Source organism: Paraburkholderia dipogonis, assembly GCF_046027395.1.
Taxonomy (GTDB): Bacteria; Pseudomonadota; Gammaproteobacteria; order Burkholderiales; family Burkholderiaceae; genus Paraburkholderia; species Paraburkholderia dipogonis_A.
Map to the genome: position 1 here is coordinate 87,172 of NZ_JAQQEG010000032.1, position 24,051 is coordinate 111,222.

The following is a 24,051-nucleotide window of genomic DNA, read 5'->3' on the forward strand; positions in this document are numbered from 1 at the left end:
CCCGTGCGTCAGCCCAACCGGCGCGCAGGCCCCTCAGTCCAGGCTTATCGTGCGATCGGCTTGTAACGCAGACGCTTCGGACGCGCAGCTTCTTCACCCAGACGCGCGCGCTTATCCGCTTCGTATTCCTGGTAGTTGCCGTCGAAGAACGTGATTTGCGAATCGCCTTCGAACGCGAGGATGTGCGTAGCGATCCGGTCGAGGAACCAGCGATCGTGCGAGATCACCAGCACCGAGCCGGCGAATTCGAGCAAGGCGTCTTCGAGCGCGCGCAGCGTTTCGACGTCCAGATCGTTCGACGGTTCGTCCAGCAGCAGCACGTTGCCGCCCGCGATCAGCGTCTTGGCCAGATGCAGCCGGCCGCGTTCACCGCCCGACAGATTGCCGACCACTTTCTGCTGGTCGCCGCCCTTGAAGTTGAAGCGGCCAATATAGGCACGCGACGGCGTTTCGTACTTGCCGACCGTCAGCACGTCGGCGCCGCCGGAGATTTCCTCGAACACGGTCTTCGAGCCGTCGAGCGCGTCGCGGCTTTGATCCACGTACGCGAGCTTGACGGTCGGGCCTTGCACGATCTCGCCCGAATCCGGCTGTTCGCGGCCGGTCAGCATGCGGAACAGCGTCGACTTACCCGCGCCGTTCGGCCCGATGATGCCGACGATCGCGCCCGCCGGAATCTTGAAGCTGACGTCGTCGAGCAGCAGACGGTCGCCATACGACTTGCTGACATTCTTGAACTCGATCACTTCATTGCCCAGACGATCGCCGACCGGGATGAAGATTTCCGAGGTTTCGTTGCGCTTCTGGTAGTCCTGACTGTTCAGTTCCTCGAAGCGGGCGATACGCGCCTTCGACTTCGCCTGACGGCCCTTCGGGTTCTGGCGCACCCACTCCAGTTCCTTCTTGATCGCCTTCTGACGCGCCGACTCCGACGATTCTTCCTGCTTCAGGCGCTCTTCCTTCTGGTCGAGCCAGCTGCTGTAGTTGCCCTTCCACGGAATGCCGTGGCCGCGGTCGAGTTCGAGAATCCACTCGGCAGCGTTATCGAGGAAGTAGCGATCGTGGGTCACGGCCACGACGGTGCCCGGGAAGCGCGTCAGGAACTGTTCGAGCCAGTCGACCGATTCCGCGTCCAGGTGGTTGGTCGGCTCGTCGAGCAGCAACATGTCCGGCTTTTCGAGCAACAGCTTGCACAGCGCGACGCGGCGCTTTTCGCCGCCCGACAGATGTTCGATTTTCGCGTCCCAGGCCGGCAGGCGCAGCGCGTCGGCGGCGATTTCGATCTGCTGCTCGGCGTTGCCGCCATCCGATGTCGCGAGGATCGCTTCGTACTTCGCCTGCTCGGCGGCGAGCGCGTCGAAATCGGCGTCCGGTTCGGCGTAGGCCGCGTAGATTTCGTCGAGCTTCTTTTGCGCGTTGAACACGTCGCCGAGACCTTCCTCGACTGCTTCACGCACCGTCTTGTTCGGATCGAGCTGCGGTTCCTGCGGCAGATAGCCGATGTTCAGGTTCGGCATCGGCGTGGCTTCGCCCTCGATGTCCTTGTCCACACCGGCCATGATGCGGATCAGCGTCGACTTGCCCGAGCCGTTCAGGCCGAGCAGGCCGATCTTCGCGCCGGGAAAAAACGACAGCGAGATGTCTTTCAGGATTTGACGCTTGGGCGGCACGATTTTGCCGACCCGGTTCATGGTGAAGACGTATTGGGCCATTTGCTTGCAATAGACGTTGACGACGCCGGCCGCGTGGGGGCGGGCGATCGTGGGTGGATGGGTAATCGGTGTTATGGCCGGCCGGCGCGGCGTGAAGCGCGGCGTCGAGCTTCGCGACGCCCCGCGCGCGGGCGGGTTCTTCAGGTGGCATTGTACTTCGGCAGGAGCGCGGGACGGCAACGGGTGTCCGTTCGGCCAGGGCCCGTTCGGATGATCAGAGCCAGTCCGCCACGCCACCATGCCGCGAACACGTGCCGCTGCGATGCTGGCTGAAGCTGTACGTGGCATCGCGGCAACGTGCGGTCGCGCCTTCCGGCGCCTTGCCGGATAACGAGCGGGCGGGCGCGTGCACGGTGTTGCCGTCGCGATTGGTGTACGTGTTGTGATTGCTGAGGTTCGCCTCATCGGGCGCGGTGCCGGACGCGACATACGCGAGCGCCGACGACACGCTGAACAGCAGCGCCGCCGCAACTGCCGCGCAGGCGCGCAGGGTGTTGCGAGTCATGCCTGTCATGGTCTTTCGAGTGCTTGTTATTTTGACCGCTTGTGTGTTTTGCCGGGCCTCAATTCGCGCGTCGTCCGCTCGCCGGATCGAAGAAATGTAGATGCCGCGCGGGCAGCGCTACTTGCAACGCTTCGCCTGCCGCGGGCCGATGCGCGTGCGGCAAACGGACCGTCACGTCGTGCTTGCCCCAGCGGCCGTGCGCGAGATTGTCCGCGCCGAGCAGTTCGCAGGAATCAACGGTGAGCGTCGCGTGAGGCGCATCTGCCTGGCCCGGGCTCATGTGTTCCGGACGAATGCCGAGCGTCCACTCGCGTCCTTTGGCGACTTCGCGGCCGATCGATGCCACGTCCGTCAGTGGCAGCTTCGGACCGTTGCCGGCGACTTCGAACAGAGCGCCGTCGTCCGACACGCGGCCTTCCAGCAGATTCATCCCCGGCGAGCCGATAAAGCTCGCGACGAACACCGTGGCAGGCCGTTCATAGACCTCAGTCGGCGCGCCGATCTGCTCCGCGTGGCCCTTGTTCATCACGATCACGCGCTGGGCCAACGTCATCGCTTCGATCTGATCGTGCGTCACGTACAGACTCGTCGTTGCAAGCCGAGCATGCAGGCGCTGGATTTCGAGCCGCATCTGCACGCGCAGGCGCGCGTCGAGATTCGACAACGGTTCGTCGAACAGGAACACGGCCGGCTCGCGCACGATCGCGCGGCCCATCGCGACACGTTGCCGTTGCCCACCGGACAACTCGCGCGGCTTGCGTTGCAACAGCGCTTCGAGTTCGAGAATTTGCGCGGCAGCGTTCACGCGCTTTTCGATCTGCGCGCGTTCGATGCCCGCGATCTTCAGCGCGTAGCCCATGTTCTCAGCCACGCTCATATGCGGATAGAGCGCGTAGTTCTGGAACACCATCGCGATGTTGCGATCCTTCGGCTCCAGTTGATTGACCACTTTGCCGGCGATCGAGATGCTACCTTCGGAGATGCGCTCGAGCCCCGCCACCATCCGCAGCAAGGTCGATTTGCCGCAACCGGACGGGCCGACCATGACGACGAACTCGCCGTCGGCGACGTCCACGTCGATGCCGTGCAACACAAACTGTTTGCCGTCGTAGGTTTTTTTCACGCCTTGCAGAGTCAGTGCAGCCATGCCGTTTTAGCCTTTCGTTGCGTGCCGCGGATCGCGCGGTGTTGTTATTTCAATGCCGGAAGGAGCTTGCTCAAACGGGCGCCGCTTACTTCTCCGCGTCCACGAGTCCGCGCACGAACCAGCGCTGCATCGTCAGCACGACAGCGAGCGGCGGCAGCATGGCGAGCAGCGTCGCGGTCATCACGAGGTGCCATTCGGTCGCGGTGTCGCCCGACGCGATCATGCTTTTGATGCCGACCACCGCCGTCGTCAGCGACTGCTGGCTCGTGATCAGAATCGGCCACAGGTACTGATTCCAGCCGTAGATGAACGTGATCACGAACAGGGCGGCCATGTTCGTCTTCGACAGCGGCAAGACGACGTCCCAGAAGAACCGCATGGCGCCGGCGCCGTCGATGCGCGCCGCTTCCATCAATTCGTCCGGCAGCGTCATGAAGAACTGGCGGAACAGGAATGTCGCGGTGGCCGAGGCGATCAGCGGCAACGTCAAACCGCTATACGTATTGCTCAGATGCATCGACGAGACGACTTGCACGGTCGGAAAGATCCGCACTTCGACCGGCAGCATCAGCGTGATGAAGATCAGCCAGAACGCGAGGTTGCGAAACGGAAAACGGAAGAACACGATCGCGTAGGCGGAGATCATCGAGACCGCGATCTTGCCGATTGAAATCACCAGCGCCATCACGAGGCTGTTGAACAGCATGCGGCCGAACGGCGCCGCCGCGTTGCCGCTGCCTTGCGACCAGACGGTCGCGATGTTCTCGAACAGATGCGTGCTCGGCACCAGCGACAGCGGCACGCTGAACACTTCGTGCTCGCTCATGGTTGCCGCGCAGAACGCGACGTACACCGGAAACACCACCAGCACGACGCCGAGAATCAGCACCGCGTGGCAGAAGAGGTCGAAACCGCGGCGGTTCTCGATCATGAGTATTGAACCCTGCGTTCGATGAAGCGGAATTGCACGACCGTCAACGCAACGACGATCACCATCAGAATCACCGACTGCGCGCCCGAACTGCCGATGTCGAGCCCCTGGAAACCTTCGGCGAAGATCTTGTAGATCAGCGTGCGGGTGGCTTGCGCGGGACCGCCGCCGGTGGCGGCGTCGATCACCGGGAAGGTGTCGAAGAATGCATAGGTGATGTTGATCACCAGCAGGAAGAAACTGGTCGGCGACAAAAGCGGCAGTGCGATGCCGAAAAAGCGCCGCACCGGACCGGCGCCGTCGATCGCCGCCGCTTCGATGAGCGAGCGCGGAATCGCCTGCAAGCCCGCGTAGAAGAACAGAAAGTTATAGCTGACCTGTTTCCAGACGGACGCGAGCACCACGAGGAACATCGCTTGGCCCGCGTTCAGCGCGTGATTCCAGACGATGCCGTATTTGGCCAGCGCGTAGGTGACGAGGCCGATGCTCGGGTTGAACAGGAACGACCACAGCACGGCGGCGATGGCGGGCGCGACGGCGTACGGCCAGATCAGCAGCGTTTGATAAGTCTTGGCGCCACGCGTCACGCGATCGGCGCAGACCGCGAGCAGCAGTGAGATCACGAGCCCCGACACCGTGACGAGCGCGCAGAAGACCAGCGTCGTATAGAACGACGACAGGTAGAGCGGGTCGATGAAAAGCTGTTTGAAGTTTGCGAGTCCGACGAACTCGCTCGACGTGCCGAACGCGTCCTGGCTTTGCGTGGATTGCCAGAGCGCCTCACCGGCCGGCCACAGAAAGAACAGCAGCGTGATCGCGAGTTGCGGCGCGACGAGCAGGTAGGGCAGCAGGCTGGTGCCGAAGCTGGAGCGCTTTTCCATCGATGATTCCCAAGGTTCTGCTGCAACCAGGGGTTCCGGTGCGGGCGCACCGAAACCCTGCCGGCGACTGCTTAGTTGCCGGCTTTTTCGAAGCGGCGCAGCAGTTCATCGCCACGCGACACGGAGGCGTCGAGCGCCTGTTGCGGCGTCTTCTTCTGTGCCCAAACCTGTTCGAGTTCTTCGTCGATGACAGTGCGGATCTGCGGCATGTTGCCCAGACGCAAGCCCTTTGTGTACGGCAGCGGCGGCTTGTTGAGCATCTGCTTGATGGCGGTATCGCTGCCCGGATTCTTCTCGTAGAAGCCTTGCTGCTGCGTCAGCTGATACGCGGCAGTGGTGACCGGCAGATAGCCGGTGTCCTCATGCCACTTGGCGGCGACCGGTGCCGACGACAGATACGAGAGGAATTTCGCCACGCCCTTGTAGACGGCAGGATCCTTACCCGACAGCACCCACAGGCTCGCTCCGCCGATGATCGCGTTCTGCGGCGCGCCCTTCACGTTTGCGTCGTACGGCATCATGCCGGTGCCGAAGTTGAACTTCGCGTACTTCTTGATCGTGGCGAGCGACCCCGACGAGTTGGTGATGATCCCGCAGTCGCCGCTATAAAACTTCGACACCGGTTCGTCCTTGCGGCCGACGTAGGTGAACGTGCCTTCTTTCTGCATGTTCTGCAGGAACTGAATATGCGCGACCTGCAGCGGCTTGTTGAATTCCAGTTGCGCGTCCGGGCCGTCAAAGCCGTTGTTCTTCGACGCGAACGGCGCGCCGTGCCAGGCGCTGTAGTTCTCGAGTTGGATCCAGCTTTGCCAGCCCGACGAATAGCCGCACGCCATGCCCGACGCCTTCAGCTTCTGCGCGTCGGTCTGCAGTTCGGCCCAGGTTTTCGGCGGCTGGTTCGGATCGAGGCCGGCTTTCTTGAAGGCGTCCTTGTTGTAGTAGAGCACCGGCGTCGAGCTGTTGAACGGCATCGAGATCAGCTCGCCGGTTTTGGCGTCGCTGTAATAGCTGGCGATGGTCGGCACGAAGGCTTTTTCATCCAGCGGCACACCGGCTTGCTTGAACACTTCAGAGACGGGAATCACGGCCTTCTTCGCCTGCATCATGGTGGCGGTGCCGACTTCGTAGACCTGCAGGATGGCCGGCGCATTGCCGCTGCGATACGCGGCGATGCCGGCAGCGAGGGTCTGGTCGTAGGTGCCTTTGAAGACCGGCACGATCTTGTAGTCGCTTTGCGATGCGTTGAACGCGTTGGCGATGTCGTTCAGCCGTTCACCCAGCGCGGCTTCCATGCCGTGCCAGAACTGGATTTCAGTCGCGGCGTGGGCCGCCTGGCTGAGGCCGACACTCAATACGGCGGCAACGGAAAGCGAACGGATTAGCGGCTTCAAACTCATCGATTTGTCTCCAGATTGGAACGGGCGCGGATGCGAATCGCGCGATTCTATTTGTGTTCGATGACAGTCCGGCGACGGTGGCCGGGCGGCGCGCACCATTTTTTGACGGACGCCGAATGCCGCAATTTAACATCGCTGTCACAAAACGGAAACGGTCGGCGTCTGAAGGTGGAAGTTTGCGCTAGGGCAAAGCCGGAAGTTGCCGGCTGGACGTCGCTGTTTGTGGGAGGGCATGATGAGCTCGAGTTCGAGTCGCGCGTGTCGATTCGTGTGCGTCACATCACGGTGTCCATCAATCAGGATTGCAGATGCTGGGTTCCTCAGTGCGGTTGGCAATAGGTGGCTGGACGATAGCCCTCGCGTTGTCGGGGTGTGCGCTCACGCCGGTCACGAACAACGATGCCGTCACGCAGGTGAACTCGTTGCCGGCGATCATCGCGCATCGCGGCGGCACGGGCGATGCGCCGGAGAACACGCTCGAAGCGATCCACCTGTCGATCGAACATCACGCCGACGCGATGTGGCTCACCGTGCAGTTGAGCAAGGACGGCGTGCCGGTTTTGTATCGGCCGGCCGATCTGTCGGCGTTGACCGACGCGAAAGGGCCGGTGTCAGCCTATACCGCGGCTGAACTCACTCGCGTCAATGCCGGGTGGAATTTCCGCCGCGGACAGGCGTATCCGTATCGTGACCAGCCTTCGGACATTCCGACGCTGCGCCAGGCATTGCGTGCCATGCCTGCGGGCATGCCGATCATCCTCGACATGAAGGCGCTGCCCGCCGGGCCGCAGACGCAAGCCGTCGCGCGCGTGCTCGACGAAGAAAACGCATGGCAGCGCGTATCGATCTATTCGACCGAAGCGGATTATCAGCAAAGCTTTGCAGCATATCCGCAAGCCAGGCTGTTCGAATCGCGCGACGCAACGCGTGGGCGGCTGGTGCGTGTCTTGCTGAACCAGGGCTGTGTGGATGCGCCCGCCGAGCACGCCCTGACGGCGTTCGAGTTGCATCGCGCGCTGACGGTCGTGGAGAAGTTCACGCTGGGAGAAGGGCGATCGGACGTGCAGGCCACGCTGTGGACGCGTGCGACTGTCGCGTGCTTCCGGCAGAAGCCGGACGTGCGAATCGTCGCGATTGCCGTGAACGATGCGGACGATTACCGCATGGCGGCGTGCCTCGGTATCGACGCGGTGCTTGCGGATTCACCGGCGAAAATGGCGACGATCAGGGACGGTATGGCGTTGCCGCTGCGCTGCGAGCGTTCCAAGGCAACTAGCGGTCAATGAAAAAGCCCGCTTTGAAAAGCGGGCTCTCTTGAAGTCACTTGCTGCGGGCGGCAACGCTCAGGTTTTCACCCGCGGCTGTCTACGCCGAAGCGGAAGCAGAGGCTGAAACTCAAACGTTGAACAGGAAGTTCATCACGTCGCCATCATGCACGACGTATTCCTTGCCTTCCGCACGCATCTTGCCGGCTTCCTTCGCGCCTTGCTCACCCTTGTAGGTGATGTAGTCATTGAACGCGATCGTCTGCGCGCGAATGAAGCCGCGCTCGAAGTCCGTGTGAATCGCGCCCGCAGCCTGCGGCGCCGTATCGCCGACATGGATCGTCCACGCGCGCACTTCCTTCACGCCGGCGGTGAAGTAGGTTTGCAGGCCCAGCAGCTTGAAGCCGGCGCGGATCACACGGTTTAGGCCCGGCTCTTCCATGCCCATGTCGGCGAGGAACACTTCCATGTCGGCTTCGTCGAGGTCGGCGATTTCCGCTTCGATCGCGGCGCACACGGCGACCACCGGCGCGCCTTCCGCTGCCGCGAACTTCGCAACCGCGTCCAGATGCGGGTTGTTCGCGAAGCCGTCTTCCTTCACGTTGGCCACGTACATGGTCGGCTTGGCGGTGATCAGGCAGAACGGCTTGAGCGTGGCCTTCTCTTCGTCCGACAGGTCAAGCGCGCGGACCGGCTTGGCCTGGTCGAGTTGCGCACGCACCTTTTCCAGCACCGCAGCGTTCTTGATGGCTTCCTTGTCATTACCCGACTTGGCGGCCTTCGAATAGCGCGCCAGCGCCTTTTCAACCGTCGCGAGGTCGGCCAGCGCCAGTTCGGTGTTGATCACTTCGATATCCGACAGCGGATCGATCTTGTTCGCGACGTGAATCACGTTCTCGTCTTCGAAGCAGCGCACCACGTGCGTGATCGCATCCGTTTCGCGGATGTTGGCGAGAAACTGGTTGCCCAGACCTTCGCCCTTGCTCGCGCCGGCCACCAGACCGGCGATGTCGACGAATTCCACCACGGCCGGCAGGATGCGCTCCGGCTTGACGATGTCAGCGAGCGCCTTCAGACGCGCGTCCGGCACTTCGACGATGCCGACGTTCGGCTCGATCGTGCAGAACGGATAGTTTTCGGCGGCAATGCCCGCCTTGGTCAGCGCGTTGAACAGGGTGGACTTGCCGACGTTAGGCAAGCCGACGATGCCGCATTTGAGGCTCATGGAAATCCTTCAGTGAATCAGTAAGTTGCGTGATGCGCTCGACGCTGTGTGCAGGATTCGAGAAGCCTTCGCGGGTGGCGTGGCGGACCAAGGCAGCGGAGCGGGACAAGACACCGGATCGGGGCGTTGCTCGACGACCGGGTGCGAGTTTTCACGGAAAGCGCAATTGTAACCCGTTCGGATCGGCGCACCGACGCGGCAGCGGGAAAGCGGCGCCCGCCGCTCGATCGGCGAATGCAAGGTTCAGGTAAGATTTTCTCGAAGGCGCGGTAGAATCGCTGGCGCAGGGCCGCTAGAGCCCGATTCCGAGGAAAAAATGAGAACAATACGGTGGGTCATCACGGGCGTGGCTGTCGTCGCGCTAGGCAGCGCGATCGCGTCATGGGTCTCGCCTAACTTCGACGACGCTCAGGCGAACTCGGACCGGCAGACGGTCAATTGCCTCTCAAGCCACTTAACGCTCGACGATAAAAAGCACATCGCTCAATTCGCCGATGCCAACGACTTCGATTCACTGTGGCGCGTCTACGACCGTATTTTCCCGGACTGCGCCGTACGCGGCGATCAGCGGGAGCGCAAGGCTGACCTCGAGGCGAGCGCGTGGCGGCTCCTGTCTTCCGATCGCGAATTCACGCGGCTGCGCGAAGCGAACGCGGCGTTGGCGGCGGCCGGCCACCTGTGAGCATCGGCGCGGTTGTTCGGGCTCAAAAGCCGCGTGCATCGATCCGTCCCCCGCAACCCCCGCGGCTATAATGCGCGGATGAACGCACACCACCAGACCTTTGATGCCGCCGTGATCGGCGGCGGGCTCGTCGGCAAGACCGCGGCGCTCGCGTTGACGCAAGGCGGACTGCGCGTGGCGCTGCTCGCGCAACCCTGCGCGGCGCTGCCCGCCGGCGCCGCCTTCGACTCGCGGGTCTACGCGCTGTCGTCGAGTTCACAGGCTTTGCTGGAGCGTTTGCGAGTCTGGCAGGCACTCGACCTGGCGCGACTCGGGCCGGTGTATGACATGCGCGTCTACGGCGACGCGCACGCCGAACTGCATTTCTCCGCGTTCCAGGCTTCGGTGCCGCAACTGGCGTGGATTGTCGAGTCGTCGGTGATCGAGCGCGCGCTGGATGCCGCGCTGCGCTTCCAGCCGAATCTCACCTGGATCGACACCCGCGCTCAGGCGCTGGACTTCACAGCTGACAGCGCGAGCGTCGGGCTGGCCAACGGCAATGTGCTCGACGCCGATCTGGTGGTCGGCGCGGACGGCGCGCATTCGTGGGTGCGTGCGCAGATTGGTTCGAAGATGGACCGGCGCGACTACAAGCAAACCGGCGTGGTTGCCAATTTCAAGGCCGAAAAGCCGCACGGCGAAACCGCGTACCAGTGGTTCAAGGATGGCGAGATCATCGCGCTGCTGCCTATGCCGGACGGCCACGTTTCGCTGGTCTGGTCGGCGCGCATTGAGCACGCGGAGCAACTGATCGCGCTCGATCCGGCGCAACTGGCCGCTGATGTGGAACGCGTGACCGGCGGCCAGTTCGGCGCGCTCGATTGCGTGACGCCCGCGCAAGGTTTCCCGCTCGCGCTGCAAACGGTCGACCGGCTGGTGGCGCCGCGCGTCGCGCTGGTCGGCGACGCCGCGCATCTGATTCATCCGCTGGCCGGACAGGGCATGAACCTCGGTTTGCGCGACGTCGCGGCGCTCGCCGACACCGTCGCCGGCAAAGAATCGTTCCGCGATCTGGGCGACATGGTGCTGCTGCGCCGCTACGAGCGCGCCCGCCGCGAAGACATCCGTGCGCTGATGATCGCCACCGACGGCCTGCAAAAACTCTTCTCCGTCCCCGGTCCGTTTGCCAAGGTGTTGCGTAACACCGGCATGGCGTTTGTCGGCGCGCAGCCGTTCATCAAACGCTGGCTGGTGTCGGCTGCGCTGGGTTGAAGCACCCGGCCGGGCATGCCGCGGCCGGCGACACAGGTATCATGAACGGATGGACGCCGTTCCGGTCAGACCGGAAACGTCAGGAAACGAGCACTGCGCGCGCATTGCGCGCGATTGAACCAGGAATTCAGCATGAAAAAAACTTTCCGCATGGCGGCCGCCGTGCTTGCCATCGCTGCCGTCACGATCGGCTGCTCCGCGCAGGCCGACCAGACCACCGACAAGCTCAAAGCCACGCTGCAGACGCGTCTTTCCGACGTGTCGATCAAGAGCGTGACGAAGTCGCCGATTGCCGGCCTGTACGAAGTGAACCTCGGCACGCAGATCGTGTATAGCGACGCGAACGGCGACTACCTGATGCTCGGCGACATGGTCGACGCCAAGACCCGCAAGAATCTGACCGAAGCGCGCCTGTCGGAAACCAACCGCATCGATTTCGCGAGCCTGCCGTTTGCGAACGCGGTGAAGGTCGTGAAGGGCAACGGCGTACGCAAGATCGCCGTGTTCTCCGATCCGAACTGCCCGTATTGCAAGCAGCTCGAGACGTCGCTCAAGTCGATCGACAACGTGACGATCTACACCTTCCTGTACCCGGTGCTGTCGCCGGATTCGACTGCGAAGTCGAAGTCGATCTGGTGCTCGACGGATCGCGCGAAGGCCTGGGAATCGTGGATGCAGGATCATCAGGCGCCCACCGCCGCCGGCACCTGCGACACCGCCGCGATCGACAAGAACCTGGCGCTTGGCCACGCCATGAACGTCGACGGCACGCCCACGGTGTTTCTCGCCGACGGTCGCCGTCTGCCCGGTGCTGTGCCGGCCGACCGGCTGGACAAGGAAATGTCCGCAGTGCACTGAGCACGCAGAACTGATCCAGCAAAGGAGGCGCGACGTGCGCCTCCTTTTGCATCAAGCCCGAACATCCCCGCCTCACCTCTTCTAACCGCCGCCGATGAAGCCGATCCGCTACACCATCGTTCCCAAGCAACCCGCCGCTCACCTGTTCGAAGTCACCGTGACCGTCGCCGATCCCGATCCGGCCGGCCAGCGTTTCATGCTGCCGGTGTGGATTCCGGGCAGCTACATGGTGCGCGAGTTCGCCCGCAACATCGTGACGCTGCGCGCTTTCAACGACGCGGGCCGCAAGGTGCGCGTCGAAAAGACCGACAAGCACACGTGGCAGGCCGCGCCGGTCAAAGGCGCGCTGACGCTGCGCTACGAAGTCTATGCATGGGATCTGTCGGTGCGCGCGGCGCATCTCGACGACACGACGGGCTTTTTCAACGGCACGAGCGTGTTTCTTTCGCCGCTCGGCCACGAGGAGGCGCAGTGCGTGGTCGATATCCAGAAGCCGGAAGGCGCGGCGTATCGCAACTGGCGCGTCGCCACCGCGCTGCCGGAAGCGCGCGGCACGAAGCGTTATGGTTTCGGCGAGTATCGCGCGCAGAACTACGACGAACTGATCGACCATCCCGTCACGCTGGGTAATTTCGCGCTGGCGACGTTCAAGGCGCATGGCGTGCCGCACGACATCGTGATCGCCGGGCGCGTGATCGGACTCGACATGGCGCGTCTGTCCGCCGACCTGAAGCGCATTTGCGAAGCGCAGATCGCGTTGTTCGAGCCGAAGTCGAAGAAAGCGCCGGTGGATCGCTACGTGTTCATGACGCAGGCCGTCACCGATGGTTACGGTGGCCTCGAACACCGCGCTTCGACCGCGTTGATCTGCAACCGCAGTGATCTGCCGGTGGAAGGACGTGAGGCGCTCACCGAGGGCTACCGGACTTACCTCGGCCTGTGCAGCCACGAATACTTCCACACCTGGAACGTGAAGCGCATCAAGCCGGCCGTGTTCGCGCCATACGACCTGAGCGTGGAGAACTACACGTCGCTGCTGTGGCTGTTCGAGGGCTTCACCTCTTACTACGACGACCTGATCCTCGTGCGCAGCGGCCTGATTTCGCAGGACGACTATTTCGGCATGCTCGGCAAGGTGATCGGCGGCGTGCAGCGCGGCAGCGGACGTCTCAAGCAGACCGTCGCCGAAAGCTCCTTCGACGCATGGGTCAAGTACTACCGGCAGGACGAGAACGCGCCGAACGCGATCGTCAGCTACTACACCAAGGGTTCGCTCGTCGCGCTCGCGTTCGATCTGACGATTCGCGCGCAAACCAACAATCGCAAATCGCTCGACGACGTGATGCGTTTGCTGTGGGAGCGCTTTGGCCGTGATTTCTATCGCGGCAAACCGGTCGGCGTCGACGAAAGCGAGATCGAGGCGATTTTCGCGGAAGCGACCGGCGCGAAACTGGCCGAGCTGTTCGCCGAAGCCGTGCATGGCACGCGCGATCTGCCCCTCGACACGCTGCTCGCGCCGTTCGGCGTCGACATCGCGCCCGAATTGGACAAGAACGGCAAGCCGTCGCTCGGCGCGCGCGTGCGCGGCGGCGCGGATTGCACACTGGCAGCGGTGCATGAAGGCAGCGCCGCGCAAAAAGCAGGGCTCTCGGCCGGCGACGTGCTGATCGCGTTCGACGGCCTGCGCGTGACCGGCTCGAATCTTGACGGGCTGCTCGCGCGCTACCAGCCGGGCGCGAAAGTCGAGATTCACGCCTTTCGCCGCGACGAGCTGCGCACCGCGCAAGTCAAGCTGGACGGGCCTGAGGTGGCGCGCTACAAGCTTACCGCCAGCGACAAGCGGCCTGCGGCGCGCAAGGCGCGTGAGCGCTGGCTGGCTAACTGATCGTCGTCCGGGCCGTCCCCAATGGACGGCCCGTCGTGGCGGATTGTTCTACCAGTGCAACAATCCGTCGCCGCTGGATGGCTTTTTCCCCAGGCGGTAAAAAATCACAATGACTTCACTCGCGCTACACTGCGCGCCCCTACTGGAGTCAACCATGACCACGATCCTGCAAATCAACTCGGCAGCCCGCTCGCAAGGCGCGAACTCGACGCTGCTCGTCAACGAGCTGACCGCCAAGCTGCAACAATCGAATCCGGGCGCGCAAGTCGTCGTCCGCAATCTGCAAGCTGAACCGCTGCCGCACCTGGACGACGCCGTCCTCGGCGCGTTCTTCACGCCGGCCGACCAACGCACGGCCGAGCAAGCCGCGATCGCCGCGCGCAGCGAAGCGTTGATCGCCGAACTGCAAGCCGCCGACATCATCGTGATCGGCGCACCGATGTACAACTTCGGCATCTCGTCGCAACTGAAGACGTACTTCGACTTCATTGCACGCGCCGGTATCACGTTCGCGTACACGGCGAATGGTCCGGAAGGGCTCGTGAAGGGCAAGAAGGTCCACGTCGTGTCGGCACGCGGTGGCAAGTATCTGGGCACGCCGAACGACAGCCAGACGCCGTACCTGCAGAGCTTCCTCGGCTTCCTCGGCATGACCGACGTGAACTTCATCTACGCCGAAGGCCTGAACATGGGTCCGGACGCTGCCGGCGCCGCGCTGGCTTCCGCGCGCGAAGCGATCGCTGCTGCGTAAGTTTTTTTGGCTACGCCGCTTGAGTGCGGCGGTTGGCTCGCTGGAATGAAAAACGCCACGGATTTTGAGTCCGTGGCGTTTTTCGCTTTTCGGCGCTGATGTTTAGTGCCTGCGGGTTCACGCAAGCATTTGCGCTTCGTCGGGCAGGCGCCAGTCGATGGGTTCGCGGCCGTGCTGCGCAAGATAGTCGTTGGCCTTCGCAAAATGCCCGCAGCCGAGAAAACCGCGATGCGCCGACAGCGGCGACGGATGTGGCGCTTCCAGCACGTAATGCGACTTGCCGCCGAGCAGCGCGCGCTTGGCTTGCGCATGCGCGCCCCACAGCATGAACACGAGGCCGTCGTGGCGCATCGCCAGTTCATGGATCAGCGTGTCGGTGCATTTTTCCCAGCCGCGTTTCGCGTGGCTAGCGGCTGAATCACGCTCGACGGTCAGCACGGTGTTGAGCAGCAGCACGCCTTGCTTTGCCCATGTGTCGAGGCAGCCGTGAGGCGGCGTCTCGTGGCCGAGGCTTGCGGCGATTTCCTTGAAGATATTGCGCAGCGACGGTGGCGTGCGCACGTTCGGCGCCACGGAGAACGCGAGTCCGTGCGCTTGCGGCGTGCCGCGGTCTTCGCCGTGGTACGGGTCCTGGCCGAGGATGACGACTTTCACTTCGTCGGGGCTCGTCAGGCGCAGCGCGCGGAACACGTCGGCGGGATAGACGGTTTTGCCGGCGGCGCGCTCACCGTCGACGAAACGGCAGAGCGGCGCGTAGGCGTCGCTTTCGATAAACGGTTTGAGATGCGCGCGCCATGCGGGCGGCAGGGCGTCGAATTGGGCTTCGAGCGTTGGCGGCGCGCTGGCGCCGGAGTGCTGCGGCGGCGCGGTCGTCACGTCAGTGGCCGGTGCGGAGGCGGCGTCGCCGAACAGCGATGCTTGCGACGGATTGGAGCGGGTACGGGAAGCGGAGGTCATGGCGGGGAAGTGTCGCAGCAAACGCGGCGTTGCTCAAGGTGTGGGCGGCGGCGCACCGTGTTGTTTGCACAGCGCACAAACCGTGGCTCAACCAGCCCGCAACTTGTAACCGCGCTGCGCCTTGCTGATGTTGTCCGGCGCGAGGCCGGCTATCTGCTTGCCGAGTTCCGCAGCAAGCGTGTGGAGCGCGGCTTCGTCGCCGGATTTCAGTTCGAGCTCGACTTCCGAGATCGGCGCGCGACGCGTTTCGCTATCGACCTCGGCGAGCACGTCGCCCTGGTCGATCGCCGCTTCGATGTCTGAGCCGTCCACGTCGACGCGCCACAGCGTCCGGGTGAAATTCGTGCGGAACAATTCGACGAGTTCGGGCGCTGCCTGACGCAAAGCATCCGCAGCGGACGGTTCGTCGCACTCGCGTAACAACGCATCGATCTCCAGCTTTTCGCCCGCCACCGACATTTCCCATTCGTGCCGGCTGTGCAAACCATCCTTGGCGTCGCCGACCGTCTTGAAGGTCTGCAGCCAGCCGTCCGGCGTCTGACGCAGACGCAAGGCGCTTTTCGAACCCGCAAGCGCCAATGCAGGCGTGTCGAAGTAAATATTCACCAGCTTGATCGGACGACCCTGCGCCTCGGTGCGTGCGACGAACCAACGCGTTGCTGCTTCCACCTGCGCAGGCGGCAGCGCCAGCTTGATTTCGCGTTCCATGCCCATGACCTGCTCCGCTACGTATAGCGCGTGCCGTGTGGCGACAACGTGCTCAGAAAAACATCCGCGCAAGTTCCACGCCGGGCTCATCCGCGCGCATGAACGCCTCGCCGACGAGGAACGTATGCACGTCCATCGCGCGCAAACGCTCCACATCGACACGCGACAGAATGCCCGACTCCGTGACGACGATGCGGTCGTCCGGAATCGCTTCGAGCATGCCGATCGTCGTTTCGATCGACGTCTCGAAAGTACGCAGATTGCGGTTGTTGATGCCGATCAGCGGCGTTTTCAACGTGAGCGCTTCCATCAACTCGTCGTGATCGTGCACTTCGACCAGCACGGCGAGACCGAGCGAATGCGCGAGCGCTTCGAGGTCCTGCATCTGCGAGGTTTCGAGCGCGGCGGCGATCAGCAGGATCGCGTCGGCGCCCATCGCGCGGGCTTCGACGATCTGGTACGGATCGACGATGAAGTCTTTGCGCAGCACCGGCAAGTTGCAGGCCGCGCGCGCTTCCTGCAGATACGCCACGCTACCTTGGAAGAACTGCACGTCGGTGAGCACGGACAGGCAGGCCGCGCCGTGCTTCTCATACGAACGCGCGATCTCGGCCGGGACGAAGTGTTCGCGCAATACACCTTTGGACGGGCTCGCTTTCTTGACTTCGGAAATCACCGCGGCGAGGCCCGCCGCGTGTTTCGCGCGCAACGCGCCGACGAAATCGCGAATGTCGCGCGACGACGCCTCGAGGCGCAGCTCTTCAAGCGGCGCGCTCTGTTCGGCCGCGCGGACTTCTTCGCGTTTGACCGCGATGATGCGGTCGAGGATGTCGCTCATGGATATCTCGCTACGTAGTTACTGCTTGAATTGCTGGGTGAAGCGGACCAGTTCGTCGACCTTGGCGCGTGCCTTGCCGCTCGCAATTGCTTCGCGCGCCAACTGGATGCCATCCGCGATCGATGCTGCCACGTTTGCCGAATACAAGGCTGTGCCCGCATTGAGCGTGACGATTTCGCGGGCGACGCCCGGCTTGTTGTCGAGCGCGTCGAGCAGCATCGCTTTGGATTCGGTGGCGTCGGCCACTTTCAGCGTGCGGTTCGACACCATCTGCATGCCGAAGTCTTCCGGGTGAATCTCGTACTCGTGAACCTGGCCGTCGCGCAATTCGCCGACTTGCGTCGCCGCGCCGAGCGAGACTTCGTCCATGCCGTCCATACCGTACACCACCAGCACGTGCTTCGCGCCGAGGCGCTGCATCACGCGCACCTGAATGCCGACGAGGTCCCCGTGGAACACGCCCATCAGTTGATTCGGCGCGCCGGCGGGATTGGTCAGCGGCCCGAGAATGTTGAAGATGGTCCGTACGCCGAGTTCGCGGCGCACCGGCGCGATGTTCTTCATGGCCGGATGATGGTTCGGCGCGAACATGAAGCCCATGCCGGTTTCCGCAATCGACGCCGCCACCTGTTCCGGCTGCAGATCGATATTTACGCCGAGCGCTTCGAGCACGTCCGCGCTGCCCGATTTGCTCGAGACGCCGCGGCCACCATGCTTCGCGACCTTGGCGCCCGCCGCGGCGGAGACGAACATGGTCGCCGTGGAAATGTTGAAGGTGTGCGAGCCGTCGCCGCCGGTGCCGACGATATCGACGAAGTTCGAGTTGTCCGGCACGTCGACGTGCCGGGCAAACTCTCGCATCACCGTGGCGGCGGCGGTGATTTCGCCGATGGTCTCTTTTTTGACGCGCAAGCCGGTGATGATCGCGGCCGCCATCACGGGCGAGAGCTCGCCGCGCATGATGAGCCGCATCAGGTGCAGCATTTCGTCGTGGAAAATTTCGCGGTGCTCGATGGTCCGTTGCAGCGCTTCCTGGGGCGTAATCGACATGATGTCGTCTCTCTTCATCAAGCGTTGCGATTGGACGTTTGCGCGCCGGCGAGCTTCGACTGCTTCACGAAGTTTTCGAGCAGCGCGTGGCCGTGTTCGGACAGGATCGATTCCGGATGGAACTGCACGCCTTCCACAGCCAGTTCCTTGTGACGCACGCCCATGATCTCGCCGTCTTCGGTCCATGCCGATACTTCGAGGCAGTCGGGCAGCGATTCGCGTTCGATTGCGAGCGAGTGGTAGCGGGTCACGACGAAATGCTTCGGCAGGTCCGCGAACACGCCTTTGCAGTCGGTTTCGATCGTGCTGACCTTGCCGTGCATGATGGTTTGCGCGCGCACCACGCGCCCGCCAAAGGCCTCGCCGATCGCCTGATGGCCGAGACAGACGCCGAGAATCGGCGTCTTGCCGGCGAATTCGCGCAGCACGTCGAGCGTGATGCCGGCGTGTTGCGGATTGCTCGGGCCGGGCGACAGGCAGATGCGCTCGGGGTTGAGCTTCGCGATTTCGTCCAGCGTGATTTCGTCGTTCCGATAGGTGCGCACGTCTTCGCCGAGTTCGCCGAAGTACTGCACCAGGTTGTAGGTGAACGAGTCGTAGTTGTCGATCATGAGCAGCATGGTGTGTCTCCGGTCAGAAGTCGCTATCGAGGCCGTCTTGCACTTGTTCGGCGGCGCGCAACACGGCGCGCGCCTTGTTCTCGGTCTCTTGCCATTCGGATTCCGGCACCGAATCCGCGACTACACCCGCTGCCGCCTGCACATACAGATTGCCGTTCGCGATCACACCGGTGCGGATCGTGATGGCCAGATCCATTTCGCCGGTGAACGACAGGTAGCCGACCGCACCGCCGTACAGGCCGCGCTTCACGGGCTCCAGTTCGTCGATCAGTTCCATCGCGCGGACCTTTGGCGCGCCCGACAGCGTGCCGGCCGGGAAGGTGGCGCGCAGCACGTCGAAATTGGTGGTGCCGGGTTTCAGCTTGCCCTCGACCGAACTCACGATGTGCTGCACATGCGAGTACTTTTCGATCACCATCTTGTCGGTGACGACCACCGAGCCGATTTGCGCGATGCGGCCTACGTCGTTACGCGCGAGGTCGATCAGCATGACGTGCTCGGCGATTTCCTTCGGGTCGTTCAGCAACTCGGTTGCGAGTTCCGCATCGCGTTCCGGCGTATTGCCGCGCGGACGCGTGCCGGCGAGCGGCCGGATCGTGACGATGCGATCCTCGCCGCGCTTTTCCTGGCGCACCAGAATTTCCGGCGATGCACCCACCACGTGGAAGTCGCCGAAATTGTAGAAATACATATACGGCGACGGATTCAGCGAGCGCAGCGCGCGGTACAGCGAGAGCGGATTGTCGCGGTACGGCTTGATCAGGCGCTGGCCGACCTGCACCTGCATCAATTCGCCGGCGGCGATGTATTCCTTCGCCTTGCGCACGGCCGTCAGGTAGTCGTCTTTTGCGAATTCGCGGTAGGTCTCGGTGCGCACGCTCGCCGAAGTGACCGGCGGCTGCACGGTGGTGCGCAAACGCTGGCGCAGTTCGCGCAGACGCTGTTTGGCTTTTGTGTACGCCTCGGGCTGCGTCGGGTCGGAGTAAACTACCAGATAGAGCTTGCCCGCGAGGTTGTCGATCACCGCGACTTCCTCGGTCAGCAGCAACTGGATGTCGGGCAGATTCAGATCGTCTTTCGGCGCCGTGTGCGCGAGCTTTTTCTCGATGTAGCGCACCGCGTCGTAGCCGAAATAACCGGCCAGACCGCCCGCGAAACGCGGCAAGCCGGGGCGCTGCGCCACTTTGAAGCGGCCCTGGAATTGCTGGATGAATTCGAGCGGGTCGCCCTCGTGCGTCTCGACGACCTTGCCGTCGCGCACCACTTCCGACACGCCGTTGCGGGTGCGCAGTAGCGTGCGCGCCGGCAGTCCGATGAACGAATAGCGGCCGAAACGTTCGCCGCCCACCACCGACTCCAGCAGGAACGAGTTCGCGCCGTTGCGTTCGCTCTGCGCGAGCTTCAGGTACAGCGAGAGCGGGGTTTCGAGGTCGGCGAGCGCTTCGGCGATCAGCGGAATGCGGTTGAAGCCCTCATTGGCGAGGGACTGGAATTCGAGTTCGGTCATGTTCCGATCCTGTACGGTGGTCCGGCGGCAGTGTGCGTCGGACAAAGCGGGTCATTGCGCGGCCGGTCGGGCGTTCGTTCGACGTGTCGACACGATGATACCGACCGGCGCGAGTTTCCCATCGACGCGTGCAAGGGATTTCAGCGCACAACTGTACTTTGCGGGTACACGCAGGCCGAATCAACCGATGCAGCGAAACAAGATGATGGAAAAAACGCGTGAGCGCAGCGAAGTAAAAAACGGTTGCCGAAGACGAGCTTCAGCGTACCTCAGGCGAGGTTAGCGCGACCAGCGACGCCAGGGCCAGGCTCCCCGGTCGATGCTAATCAGACTCCGTTTTTTATTCAGAAACATGAGGATGAGGACTTTTCAAGTCGTGGAATGGTGCGCTGCGATCGCCTTGGCGGCGCCGAGCAGCGAACCAACTATACCATCGGATTTTATTGTTTGTATAGCTTGGCCATGGTTGTAGCCGTACGGCACCGTGAGCGTTGCCATGCCCGCCGCGCGGCCTGCCAGCGCGTCATTTTCCGAATCACCGATGGCCACCGTCGCTTGCGGTTCGACGCCAAGTTGCGCCGCGGCCGTGAGCATGGGCAGCGGATCCGGCTTCTTTTTCGCCACGCTGTCGCCACCGAGCACGACGCTGAAATACTGCGCGAGCCCGTACTGCTGCAGCAACTCCACCGCGAACCGATGCGGCTTGTTGGTCACGCAGGCGAGTTTGAGACCGGCCTCGCGCATGGCGATCAGGCCGGCTTCGACATCGGGATACAGCCGCGTGTGCGTGCCGTTGATCTTCGCGTACTCCTCCTGATAGATCGCGAGCGCTTCGTCGAAGCGGTCCTGCGCATGCTCCGTTTCGAAGCGCGGCGCCAGCACGCTGCGGATCAGATGCTCCGAACCCTTGCCGACATAACCGACCACTTCCTCGCGCGACGTTTCCTCCGCGTCGAGTTGCGCAAGCATGCCGTTCAGGCCGGCGGTGAAGTCGTCGGCGGTATCGATCATCGTGCCGTCGAGGTCGATGATCGCGGCTTGCAGGCGTGGGCCGGTGAAAGTCGGGGCGGGGAACGGAGTGGTCATCGTGCGTGCCGGTTATGCGTGGGTGCTCAGTGCTGGATGTTGGCGAGTGCCGCGCGCATCTTCTCGATCACGACCTTGTGGTCGGGCTGGCCGAAAATCGCCGAACCGGCCACGAACGTGTCCGCGCCGGCCGCCGCGATTTCCGCGATGTTGTCGACCTTCACGCCGCCGTCCACTTCCAGGAAGATCTGGCGGCCGGTGCGTTCCTTGTAGGCGTCGATCCGCTTGCGTGCTTCGCGCAGCTTGTTGAGGGCTTCCGGAATGAACGACTGGCCGCCGAAGCCCGGATTCACCGACATGATCAGCACGAGATCGAGCTTGTCCATTACGTGATCCAGATAATTCAGCGACGTGGCCGGATTGAACACCAGGCCGGCCTTGCAGCCGTGGTCGCGGATCAGCGACAGCGTGCGGTCGATATGGTCCGAGCCTTCCGGGTGAAAGCTGATCAGGTTCGCGCCGGCCTTGGCGAAGTCCGGGACGATGCGGTCGACCGGGCGCACCATCAGATGCACGTCGATCGGCACGTCGACGTGCGGGCGGATCGCTTCACAGACGAGCGGACCGATGGTCAGGTTCGGCACGTAATGGTTGTCCATCACGTCGAAGTGAATCCAGTCGGCGCCGGCGGCGACAACGTTGCGGACTTCTTCGCCGAGGCGGGCGAAGTCGGCTGACAGAATGCTTGGAGCGATGCGAAATTGCGTCATGGCGGGGGCGGAGGCAAGCGGGAAAGCGCCATTTTACCGTTTTGTGCGCAAGCGAAGCGGTTCGCGGACGCGTCGAGTCCCGCTCACGTTCAAGCGGCGAAGGTGACAAAACGCCTTATTGGCCCTTGGCCAAAGGGATTTGTCCGGTTGCGGGCGTGCCGCGCATCAAGCAGAATGCCAAAACCATCAGCGCCGCATCGCCAATGCGCCCGCAAACCATTGGCGTTCGGGCTTTCCCGCGTTTTTTAACACCCCGTTTCAGCAGACCGGAATCAGGATGAGCCAGTACGAATTCAGCGTCTCGGCGCAGGTGCAATATCTGCCCGAAGAGTCGGACCCGGAGCGCCGCCAGTATGCGTTCGCATACACGCTGACTATCCGTAACACCGGCCAGGTACCCGCGCAATTGATCGCGCGTCATTGGGTGATCACCGACAGCGACAAGAACGTGCAGGAGGTGAAGGGCCTTGGCGTGGTTGGGCATCAGCCGTTGCTCAAACCGGGCGAGCATTTCGAATACACGAGTTGGGCGGTGATTGCCACGCCGGTCGGCACCATGCGCGGAGAGTACTTCTGCGTGGCCGAGGACGGCGAGCGTTTCGAAGCGCCGGTGCCGGAGTTCATCCTGCGCATGCCGCGCACCTTGCATTGAACCGAGGGCGTGGTCCGCGGTCTTTAAGAAGCTCAATGCGCGGTGCAACGCGCAGCTTTACTGCGATTTTTGCTGCTTTTGCTGTTCACTCGCGTTGGCGCGCGCCGCTTTCTTCTTGCCGGACGACGTCCACACAACGATAAAGACGAGCAGGAAGAGCGCGAGGAGCGATTCCAGCGCGAAGATGAGCATCGGGTATTCGTCGAACAGATCAGACATGGCGGTTTCCATCAAGAACGAACATTGTATGCGTTTTGTCCGCACGGCCGGAGCATGGCTCGGAGCGCTTTCGGTTGCGGTGATGCTGGCGTCCTGCGGCGGCGGCGGTGCGGTTCGGCCCTCGGTTTCGCCACCCACGGGTGCCGCGATCATACCCGGACAGATTGCTGCGACACGGCTGACGGCCGTTGCGTGGCAGCAGGTGCCGGGTTGGCAGGACGACTCGTTGATCGGCGCGACGGCCGCGTTGCGGCAAAACTGCGTGAGACTCGCGCGTCAACCGAACTGGGCGCGCGCATGTGCCGCAGCCTCGCAAATCGACGACCTCGACGTCACCAGTGCGCGGGCTTTTTTTGAAGCCTATTTCACGCCATTCCAGTTAGCGAACACCGACGGCACGCTCGACGGTCTCGTCACGGGCTACTACGAGCCCTTGCTGCGTGGTTCGCGTACGCGGCACGGTGTGTATCAGACCGCGCTGTATCGCTGGCCGGCGAGTTATCGCACGGGCGCGCCGCTGCCGGCGCGTGCGCAACTCGAGCGCGCGGGTGTGCTCAACGGTAACGAACTCGTGTGGGTCGATGATCCGATCGAAGCTTTTTTCCTGCAGGTGCAGGGGTCCGGGCGCATCGTGATGGAAGACGGCAGCGTGGTGCGTCTGGGCTTTGGCGGCACCAACAATCAGCCGTACAAGTCGATCGGACGCTGGCTGCTGGATCGCGGCGAACTGACGCCCGCGCAGGCGACCATGCAGGGCATCAAGGCGTGGGCACGCGCGAACCCGACGCGAGTCGATGCGCTGCTCGATACGAATCCGCGCTTCGTGTTCTTCCGTGAGATGCCGTCTGGAGAAAGCGTGCCGAGCGGCGGCGCGGACGGCCCGATCGGCGCGCTGGGTGTGCCGCTGACGCCGGAGCGGTCGATTGCGGTCGATCCGACTTCGATTCCACTTGGGACGCCGGTGTTTTTGCAGACTACGCGTCCGTTGACGAACTCGCCGATGAATCGCCTCGTCTTCGCGCAAGACACGGGTTCCGCGATCAAGGGCGGCGTGCGCGCCGATTACTTCTGGGGCCTCGGCGACGACGCCGGCGATCTGGCCGGCAAGATGAAGCAGGGCGGCCGGATGTGGTTGTTGCTGCCGAATTCCTGAGGTTTGAGTAGCGGGGGGGGGGGGGGGCGCGGGGGGGGGGGGCCCCCCCCCCCCCCGCCCC

Annotated in this window: 24 protein-coding genes; 8 read left to right on the plus strand and 16 right to left on the minus strand. The window is 63.2% G+C overall.

Going from position 1 to position 24,051, the window contains the following annotated elements:
- Window positions 1-44: 44 nt before the first annotated feature.
- The 6 genes from ettA to ugpB all read right to left on the minus strand — a co-directional run bounded on the left by ettA (window position 45) and on the right by ugpB (window position 6,573).
- Window positions 45-1,712, minus strand: coding sequence for an energy-dependent translational throttle protein EttA (ettA, locus tag PQR32_RS29110; protein WP_408235108.1), 1,668 nt, complete (start codon window positions 1,710-1,712; stop codon window positions 45-47).
- A 214-nt stretch (window positions 1,713-1,926) separates the two neighbouring features.
- Window positions 1,927-2,226, minus strand: a complete 300-nt coding sequence (locus PQR32_RS29115) for a DUF3761 domain-containing protein (protein ID WP_408235111.1) — start codon at window positions 2,224-2,226, stop codon at window positions 1,927-1,929.
- Window positions 2,227-2,275: 49 nt separating this feature from the next.
- Window positions 2,276-3,364, minus strand: a complete 1,089-nt coding sequence (locus PQR32_RS29120; RefSeq protein WP_408235114.1) for a sn-glycerol-3-phosphate import ATP-binding protein UgpC — start codon at window positions 3,362-3,364, stop codon at window positions 2,276-2,278.
- Window positions 3,365-3,449: 85 nt separating this feature from the next.
- Window positions 3,450-4,295 (minus strand): sn-glycerol-3-phosphate ABC transporter permease UgpE, encoded by an 846-nt coding sequence (gene ugpE / locus PQR32_RS29125; protein ID WP_007180267.1) that lies wholly within the window; start codon window positions 4,293-4,295, stop codon window positions 3,450-3,452.
- Complete coding sequence (ugpA, locus tag PQR32_RS29130; RefSeq protein WP_408235116.1) at window positions 4,292-5,176, minus strand: sn-glycerol-3-phosphate ABC transporter permease UgpA; 885 nt, start codon at window positions 5,174-5,176, stop codon at window positions 4,292-4,294. The genes ugpE and ugpA overlap by 4 nt, the downstream gene beginning before the upstream one ends.
- Before the next feature lie 71 nt (window positions 5,177-5,247).
- Window positions 5,248-6,573: a sn-glycerol-3-phosphate ABC transporter substrate-binding protein UgpB gene (gene ugpB, locus PQR32_RS29135; protein WP_408235119.1), complete on the minus strand. Its 1,326-nt coding sequence runs from the start codon at window positions 6,571-6,573 to the stop codon at window positions 5,248-5,250.
- 308 nt (window positions 6,574-6,881) lie between these two features.
- Between ugpB and PQR32_RS29140 the strand changes: the two genes are divergently transcribed.
- Window positions 6,882-7,859 (plus strand): glycerophosphodiester phosphodiesterase family protein, encoded by a 978-nt coding sequence (locus tag PQR32_RS29140; RefSeq protein WP_408235122.1) that lies wholly within the window; start codon window positions 6,882-6,884, stop codon window positions 7,857-7,859.
- Between the two features lie 109 nt (window positions 7,860-7,968).
- Here PQR32_RS29140 and ychF read toward each other — a convergent pair whose 3' ends face one another.
- Window positions 7,969-9,063, minus strand: coding sequence for a redox-regulated ATPase YchF (gene ychF / locus PQR32_RS29145; RefSeq protein WP_408235125.1), 1,095 nt, complete (start codon window positions 9,061-9,063; stop codon window positions 7,969-7,971).
- Between the two features lie 316 nt (window positions 9,064-9,379).
- Between ychF and PQR32_RS29150 the strand changes: the two genes are divergently transcribed.
- The 5 genes from PQR32_RS29150 (at window position 9,380) to PQR32_RS29170 (ending at window position 14,490) form a co-directional block, all read left to right on the plus strand.
- The gene (locus PQR32_RS29150; RefSeq protein WP_408235128.1) at window positions 9,380-9,745 is read left to right on the plus strand and encodes a hypothetical protein; all 366 of its coding nucleotides are present in this window, start codon (window positions 9,380-9,382) and stop codon (window positions 9,743-9,745) included.
- A 78-nt stretch (window positions 9,746-9,823) separates the two neighbouring features.
- Complete coding sequence (locus PQR32_RS29155) at window positions 9,824-10,996, plus strand: UbiH/UbiF family hydroxylase (protein ID WP_408235131.1); 1,173 nt, start codon at window positions 9,824-9,826, stop codon at window positions 10,994-10,996.
- Between the two features lie 132 nt (window positions 10,997-11,128).
- Entirely contained in the window at window positions 11,129-11,854 is a 726-nt protein-coding gene (locus tag PQR32_RS29160; RefSeq protein ID WP_408235134.1) for a DsbC family protein, read from the plus strand.
- A 94-nt stretch (window positions 11,855-11,948) separates the two neighbouring features.
- Window positions 11,949-13,739, plus strand: a complete 1,791-nt coding sequence (locus PQR32_RS29165) for a M61 family metallopeptidase (RefSeq protein WP_408235137.1) — start codon at window positions 11,949-11,951, stop codon at window positions 13,737-13,739.
- 154 nt (window positions 13,740-13,893) lie between these two features.
- On the plus strand, window positions 13,894-14,490 hold the full coding sequence (locus PQR32_RS29170) for an FMN-dependent NADH-azoreductase (RefSeq protein WP_408235140.1): 597 nt from the start codon (window positions 13,894-13,896) through the stop codon (window positions 14,488-14,490).
- A gap of 117 nt (window positions 14,491-14,607) precedes the next feature.
- Here PQR32_RS29170 and PQR32_RS29175 read toward each other — a convergent pair whose 3' ends face one another.
- The 8 genes from PQR32_RS29175 to rpe all read right to left on the minus strand — a co-directional run bounded on the left by PQR32_RS29175 (window position 14,608) and on the right by rpe (window position 21,966).
- Window positions 14,608-15,447 (minus strand): uracil-DNA glycosylase, encoded by an 840-nt coding sequence (locus PQR32_RS29175; protein ID WP_408235143.1) that lies wholly within the window; start codon window positions 15,445-15,447, stop codon window positions 14,608-14,610.
- Window positions 15,448-15,534: 87 nt separating this feature from the next.
- Window positions 15,535-16,161 (minus strand): CYTH domain-containing protein, encoded by a 627-nt coding sequence (locus tag PQR32_RS29180; RefSeq protein ID WP_408235146.1) that lies wholly within the window; start codon window positions 16,159-16,161, stop codon window positions 15,535-15,537.
- 46 nt (window positions 16,162-16,207) lie between these two features.
- Window positions 16,208-16,993, minus strand: a complete 786-nt coding sequence (trpC, locus tag PQR32_RS29185; RefSeq protein ID WP_408235149.1) for an indole-3-glycerol phosphate synthase TrpC — start codon at window positions 16,991-16,993, stop codon at window positions 16,208-16,210.
- 18 nt (window positions 16,994-17,011) lie between these two features.
- The gene (gene trpD, locus PQR32_RS29190; RefSeq protein WP_408235152.1) at window positions 17,012-18,043 is read right to left on the minus strand and encodes an anthranilate phosphoribosyltransferase; all 1,032 of its coding nucleotides are present in this window, start codon (window positions 18,041-18,043) and stop codon (window positions 17,012-17,014) included.
- A 17-nt stretch (window positions 18,044-18,060) separates the two neighbouring features.
- Complete coding sequence (locus PQR32_RS29195; RefSeq protein WP_408215461.1) at window positions 18,061-18,663, minus strand: aminodeoxychorismate/anthranilate synthase component II; 603 nt, start codon at window positions 18,661-18,663, stop codon at window positions 18,061-18,063.
- A gap of 13 nt (window positions 18,664-18,676) precedes the next feature.
- A complete protein-coding gene (gene trpE, locus PQR32_RS29200; protein WP_408235156.1) occupies window positions 18,677-20,170 on the minus strand; it encodes an anthranilate synthase component I in 1,494 nt (497 codons plus the stop codon).
- A 369-nt stretch (window positions 20,171-20,539) separates the two neighbouring features.
- Complete coding sequence (locus tag PQR32_RS29205; protein ID WP_408235159.1) at window positions 20,540-21,256, minus strand: phosphoglycolate phosphatase; 717 nt, start codon at window positions 21,254-21,256, stop codon at window positions 20,540-20,542.
- Window positions 21,257-21,282: 26 nt separating this feature from the next.
- Window positions 21,283-21,966 carry a ribulose-phosphate 3-epimerase gene (gene rpe / locus PQR32_RS29210; RefSeq protein WP_310813776.1) on the minus strand — a complete coding sequence of 228 codons (684 nt, stop codon included), beginning with the start codon at window positions 21,964-21,966 and terminating at the stop codon, window positions 21,283-21,285.
- 277 nt (window positions 21,967-22,243) lie between these two features.
- Here rpe and apaG point away from each other — a divergent pair, with 277 nt between their 5' ends.
- The gene (gene apaG, locus PQR32_RS29215) at window positions 22,244-22,618 is read left to right on the plus strand and encodes a Co2+/Mg2+ efflux facilitator ApaG/CorD (RefSeq protein ID WP_132376796.1); all 375 of its coding nucleotides are present in this window, start codon (window positions 22,244-22,246) and stop codon (window positions 22,616-22,618) included.
- Between the two features lie 57 nt (window positions 22,619-22,675).
- Here apaG and PQR32_RS29220 read toward each other — a convergent pair whose 3' ends face one another.
- Window positions 22,676-22,837, minus strand: a complete 162-nt coding sequence (locus tag PQR32_RS29220) for a hypothetical protein (protein ID WP_012434443.1) — start codon at window positions 22,835-22,837, stop codon at window positions 22,676-22,678.
- Window positions 22,838-22,865: 28 nt separating this feature from the next.
- Here PQR32_RS29220 and mltA point away from each other — a divergent pair, with 28 nt between their 5' ends.
- The gene (gene mltA, locus PQR32_RS29225; protein ID WP_408235162.1) at window positions 22,866-23,990 is read left to right on the plus strand and encodes a murein transglycosylase A; all 1,125 of its coding nucleotides are present in this window, start codon (window positions 22,866-22,868) and stop codon (window positions 23,988-23,990) included.
- Window positions 23,991-24,051 lie beyond the last annotated feature (61 nt).

Bases quoted from the DNA above. Each gene is read 5' to 3' on its own strand.
- ettA (WP_408235108.1), bottom strand. From the start codon at position 1,712: ATGGCCCAATACGTCTTCACCATGAACCGGGTCGGCAAAATCGTGCCG.
- PQR32_RS29115 (WP_408235111.1), bottom strand. From the start codon at position 2,226: ATGACAGGCATGACTCGCAACACCCTGCGCGCCTGCGCGGCAGTTGCG.
- PQR32_RS29120 (WP_408235114.1), bottom strand. From the start codon at position 3,364: ATGGCTGCACTGACTCTGCAAGGCGTGAAAAAAACCTACGACGGCAAA.
- ugpE (WP_007180267.1), bottom strand. From the start codon at position 4,295: ATGATCGAGAACCGCCGCGGTTTCGACCTCTTCTGCCACGCGGTGCTG.
- ugpA (WP_408235116.1), bottom strand. From the start codon at position 5,176: ATGGAAAAGCGCTCCAGCTTCGGCACCAGCCTGCTGCCCTACCTGCTC.
- ugpB (WP_408235119.1), bottom strand. From the start codon at position 6,573: ATGAGTTTGAAGCCGCTAATCCGTTCGCTTTCCGTTGCCGCCGTATTG.
- PQR32_RS29140 (WP_408235122.1), top strand. From the start codon at position 6,882: ATGCTGGGTTCCTCAGTGCGGTTGGCAATAGGTGGCTGGACGATAGCC.
- ychF (WP_408235125.1), bottom strand. From the start codon at position 9,063: ATGAGCCTCAAATGCGGCATCGTCGGCTTGCCTAACGTCGGCAAGTCC.
- PQR32_RS29150 (WP_408235128.1), top strand. From the start codon at position 9,380: ATGAGAACAATACGGTGGGTCATCACGGGCGTGGCTGTCGTCGCGCTA.
- PQR32_RS29155 (WP_408235131.1), top strand. From the start codon at position 9,824: ATGAACGCACACCACCAGACCTTTGATGCCGCCGTGATCGGCGGCGGG.
- PQR32_RS29160 (WP_408235134.1), top strand. From the start codon at position 11,129: ATGAAAAAAACTTTCCGCATGGCGGCCGCCGTGCTTGCCATCGCTGCC.
- PQR32_RS29165 (WP_408235137.1), top strand. From the start codon at position 11,949: ATGAAGCCGATCCGCTACACCATCGTTCCCAAGCAACCCGCCGCTCAC.
- PQR32_RS29170 (WP_408235140.1), top strand. From the start codon at position 13,894: ATGACCACGATCCTGCAAATCAACTCGGCAGCCCGCTCGCAAGGCGCG.
- PQR32_RS29175 (WP_408235143.1), bottom strand. From the start codon at position 15,447: ATGACCTCCGCTTCCCGTACCCGCTCCAATCCGTCGCAAGCATCGCTG.
- PQR32_RS29180 (WP_408235146.1), bottom strand. From the start codon at position 16,161: ATGGGCATGGAACGCGAAATCAAGCTGGCGCTGCCGCCTGCGCAGGTG.
- trpC (WP_408235149.1), bottom strand. From the start codon at position 16,993: ATGAGCGACATCCTCGACCGCATCATCGCGGTCAAACGCGAAGAAGTC.
- trpD (WP_408235152.1), bottom strand. From the start codon at position 18,043: ATGTCGATTACGCCCCAGGAAGCGCTGCAACGGACCATCGAGCACCGC.
- PQR32_RS29195 (WP_408215461.1), bottom strand. From the start codon at position 18,663: ATGCTGCTCATGATCGACAACTACGACTCGTTCACCTACAACCTGGTG.
- trpE (WP_408235156.1), bottom strand. From the start codon at position 20,170: ATGACCGAACTCGAATTCCAGTCCCTCGCCAATGAGGGCTTCAACCGC.
- PQR32_RS29205 (WP_408235159.1), bottom strand. From the start codon at position 21,256: ATGACCACTCCGTTCCCCGCCCCGACTTTCACCGGCCCACGCCTGCAA.
- rpe (WP_310813776.1), bottom strand. From the start codon at position 21,966: ATGACGCAATTTCGCATCGCTCCAAGCATTCTGTCAGCCGACTTCGCC.
- apaG (WP_132376796.1), top strand. From the start codon at position 22,244: ATGAGCCAGTACGAATTCAGCGTCTCGGCGCAGGTGCAATATCTGCCC.
- PQR32_RS29220 (WP_012434443.1), bottom strand. From the start codon at position 22,837: ATGTCTGATCTGTTCGACGAATACCCGATGCTCATCTTCGCGCTGGAA.
- mltA (WP_408235162.1), top strand. From the start codon at position 22,866: ATGCGTTTTGTCCGCACGGCCGGAGCATGGCTCGGAGCGCTTTCGGTT.